Annotated in this window: 4 protein-coding genes; all 4 read right to left on the reverse strand. The window is 30.0% G+C overall.

Features of this window, described 5'->3' with window-relative positions; genetic code table 11:
- Positions 1–1,845: GTPase (locus ACR0QS_RS11900; protein ID WP_432633669.1), on the reverse strand; the 1,845-nt coding region annotated here is incomplete at its 3' end.
- Between the two features lie 66 nt (positions 1,846–1,911).
- The gene (locus ACR0QS_RS11905; protein ID WP_432633670.1) at positions 1,912–2,739 is read right to left on the reverse strand and encodes an ADP-ribosylglycohydrolase family protein; all 828 of its coding nucleotides are present in this window, start codon (positions 2,737–2,739) and stop codon (positions 1,912–1,914) included.
- A 41-nt stretch (positions 2,740–2,780) separates the two neighbouring features.
- Positions 2,781–3,155: a hypothetical protein gene (locus ACR0QS_RS11910; RefSeq protein ID WP_432633671.1), complete on the reverse strand. Its 375-nt coding sequence runs from the start codon at positions 3,153–3,155 to the stop codon at positions 2,781–2,783.
- 22 nt (positions 3,156–3,177) lie between these two features.
- Positions 3,178–3,645, reverse strand: coding sequence for a hypothetical protein (locus tag ACR0QS_RS11915; RefSeq protein WP_432633672.1), 468 nt, complete (start codon positions 3,643–3,645; stop codon positions 3,178–3,180).
- Positions 3,646–3,781: the final 136 nt, after the last annotated feature.

A 3,781-nucleotide genomic window follows, 5' to 3' on the forward strand; every position in this document is an offset into this window, starting at 1 on the left:
ATCTATATTTGTATTTATAGTAATAATATTTTCCGTAATTTTATTATATTTTTCAAAACTTTCTTTTATATGAATTTGCAATTTTTTATTTATTATATTAATAAAATATTCGTCTATTTCTTTAGCCAATTTTTTTAAATCATCGTCATCTTTCGGCTTATAGTTTGGAGCGTTATATTTTGCATTTTTTATATTCTCTTTTAATTTTTCTATTATATGAAGCGGTATTCTATCTATAAATATCTTTTCCCATGATACTAAAATAGCCGCTTTATATTCGGGAAGTCCAAAAGGTTTTGGCTCTTCAGTCATACCTCTTAATTTTTCAGGTTTTGCGGAAATAGGAATAACCATAATATCTGTTTCAGTATCTTTTTTTATTTCTTTTTTTATTATCTCTATAAACTCTTTCTCTTTATCTTCATTTATTTGCTCGGCTTTCGTTAAAGCGATTATTACATTATATTTTTTATCAGTAAATTGTTTAATCATTTTAATATCGAAATCTTGTATTTTAAGTCCGCCAGCTTGTATGCAATAAGTAACGCTATGAAACCACTTCTCGATTGGTTTATCAATTCCTCTTTCTTTCAATGCATCATTTATATCTGTAATACATTTTTCATTATCGACTTCAAACCCCATGCTATCATATAGATTAATTTTTTTACCGTCTAATTCGGTTTCATATTTCTTTATATGAGTAGTTATAGGTTTACCTGCTCCAGCTTTCGCTACTTCTTTACCCAACAAAGCGTTTATTAAACTACTTTTACCTACGCCCGTCTGCCCTAAAATTAATAAGTTTAATATTAAATCGTCATTATTTGACATGATTTTCTCCTTCGCCGTATCTTCTACGACTTTATTTATTTTATTTTCTTCATTATCAAAATAATTGGCTATTGCCCCGCCAATATTTTTAATACTATTTATTTCTTCTTCATAATTTTCATATTCTAAATATCCTTTTTCATGCGACTGCATTATTTGTATAAATTTTTCCGTAGCTCCAGTGAATATATTTAAATATGAAAGCGTCCCGTCAATTTCAGTAGATTTTTTATTAAATAGCAGTTTTTCCGCTTCTTCTTTAGTAATACCGCTACCGAATACTTCCGATAAAGATACGGTTAAATCAATTATATTTTCTACCGTCTTATTTTTTGGCTCTGCTAAAAGTTCGTGAAATTTAGCTTTTGCCTTGTCTTGAGGAATAGGTTCTAAATGTAATGGAGAGGCTATATTCCATTCTGAATCCGATTTATCATACGAAAATAAAAGTATAGATATATAATTTTTAACCATTTTAATTTCGCTTTCGGGCATTTCGGGTATTTCGGGAATATTCCTAATTTTATATAAGGCTTCCTCTAAATCCTTATTATACTTTTCTTCGTAGGAATTAATAATTTCCTCACACTTTTTATATTGTTCTTCTTTTGACATGATTTTCTCCTTCGCCGTATTTTCTACGACATTATTTATTTTATTTTCATTATTATTCTTTTCTTTATTATTATCAAAATAATCTGCTGTTGCCCAACCTATCTTTTTAATAAAGTCTATTCTGCTATAACCTAGTGGATAGACTTTATTATAATTGGTTTCTACAATTTCTTTAGCAATATAAAATGCCTTTTCTTCCGTTATGTCTTTATTAAATACTTTTGCCAAAGATATAATTAAGTCTATTGTCTCTTTGTCGTATGCCATTTTGTCATAGTGCAGAGTATTACTAAATAAAATTATTGGAATTGGGATATGGGCTACAGCAGGAATTCCAATAATAGACATTCTTAATTCAATAATTTCCTTGCATTGTTTTCTTTGTTCTTCCGTCATAATTTAATCTCCTTAAATAAGTTATTTTATTTAATTTATTAAGCTCCTTTTTATATTTAAATTAAATTAATTTCCTAAACTTTTTATAAAATTTGTCCAATTTTCATATACGCCTTTTAATCTGTCGTCTAAATAGCTCATTGCTTTTTCTTTTATATCTTCTGGAATTCCGTAGGCGGCTTCGGCGATACTTCCCGTAATCGCTCCGAGCGTATCGCTGTCGCCTCCGATTGAAATCGCGTTTCTTATCGCGTCTTCAAAATTTTCGCTTTCCAAAAAAGAAACTATTGCGGGAGGAAGGCTTCCCTGACAGCTGACATCAAACTTATAAATAGGGCGAATTTCATCCAAAGTAAAATTCAAATCGTATTCGTATCTATTTTGAATATAATCTTTAAGTTTATTTTTATATTCGTCTATCGCGTTTTTGGATTTTCCATGCCTCATAAAGAATATTGACACGGCGGTAGCCTGCGCGCCTTTTATTCCTTCGGGATGATTATGCGTAACTTCCGCTGACGCTTTCGCCAAATCTTCCGTTTGTTTAATTCCTTCTTCGATTGGAATATCTAAATTTGCAACCCATCCGCATGAAGACACTCGCATAGCCGAACCGTTTCCCCAGCTGTTATAAGGTTCCGTGCTATCCGATGCAAGCCATCTTACAAAAGTTCCTCCGTAGCCCGCTCTCGGATAAAGCGCCCCGTATAGCTTCATAATACTAATAAAGTCTTCCGATTTTCCTCCGTTCATTACGGCTTCCGCAACGGCGAAAGTCATAACCGTATCGTCCGTAAACCGATTTTTGTCGGTAAATAAATCGAATTTTTTTGTTTTGATATTATTGAATTCGTATATAGAACCGATAATATCTCCAGTGATTGCTCCAAGCATTTTTAATTCTCCTTTTAATTTTATTTTTTATATTTTTTTAATTATAAATTTTCTTTATATTCTCCGACTATTAAATGAAAATATTCATCATCACTATCATCATAAATAAATACTTCCTTAATAAACACTTCCTTTTTTCCATCTATCCATTTTTTTGGTATAAGTCCAAATGAATCTGTCATATAAAAATCATAGAGACTTTTAATTTCTGCATCATTACCTCTAAAAAATGGAAGCGGTAATCCAAATTGAATAAATGTATTAATGAAAAACTCTGATGCCCCCCGCTCAACCAATACCATACCATCTTTAATTATTGTTTTATATGGATATTCATATTGTTTATAATTTATAATTTTTTTCTCTATTTTGTCTTCAGGAATATTTTCTGGGATTTTATCTATTAATTTATACATATTATTTACCTCTCTTTTTTATTTATTCTATTTCTTTATTTTTATTATCTTTATCATTTTGTTTTTTCAAGTCTTTACGCTTTTTTTCTTTTTCTAGAAAATAAAGGATTATAAATCTTTTTACCGACATACTTTTCATAAAAGCACTATATCGCTCTTTGGTTTCCTCTAAATTTTTCAATATCATATCGAAACAATCTCCTGATGCTTCAATTACTTCATTGTCTAACATATTCCATCGTTCCTCTCTTTCTTGATTTGATTGATAAAGTTCCTCTTCTAGTTCTTGATTTGATTGATAAAATTCCTCTTCACCTAATTCCGCAAGTATTCCGTCCATTATTTCCTCGTAATTTTCTTCCGTTATATCTTTATCTTTGCCGAATACAGCCGCTATAGACATAAGCGTATCATGAAAGTTGGCATCAATTTCCCCTTTCCAAGAATTAATAATTATTTCCTCGCATTGTTTTCTTTGTTCTTCAGTCATAATTTAATCTCCTTTCAATATTTAAATTAATTTCCCAAACTTTTTATAAAATCTGTCCAATTTTTATATACGACTTTTAATCTGTCGTCTAAATAGCTCATTGATTTTTCTTTTATATCTTCTGGTATTCCGTAGG

The sequence above is a fragment of the Brachyspira sp. genome (assembly GCF_050873525.1).
Lineage (GTDB): Bacteria > Spirochaetota > Brachyspiria > Brachyspirales > Brachyspiraceae > Brachyspira.

Coding starts and splice junctions, on each gene's coding strand:
- ACR0QS_RS11905 (WP_432633670.1), bottom strand. CDS start 2,739: ATGCTTGGAGCAATCACTGGAGATATTATCGGTTCTATATACGAATTC.
- ACR0QS_RS11910 (WP_432633671.1), bottom strand. CDS start 3,155: ATGTATAAATTAATAGATAAAATCCCAGAAAATATTCCTGAAGACAAA.
- ACR0QS_RS11915 (WP_432633672.1), bottom strand. CDS start 3,645: ATGACTGAAGAACAAAGAAAACAATGCGAGGAAATAATTATTAATTCT.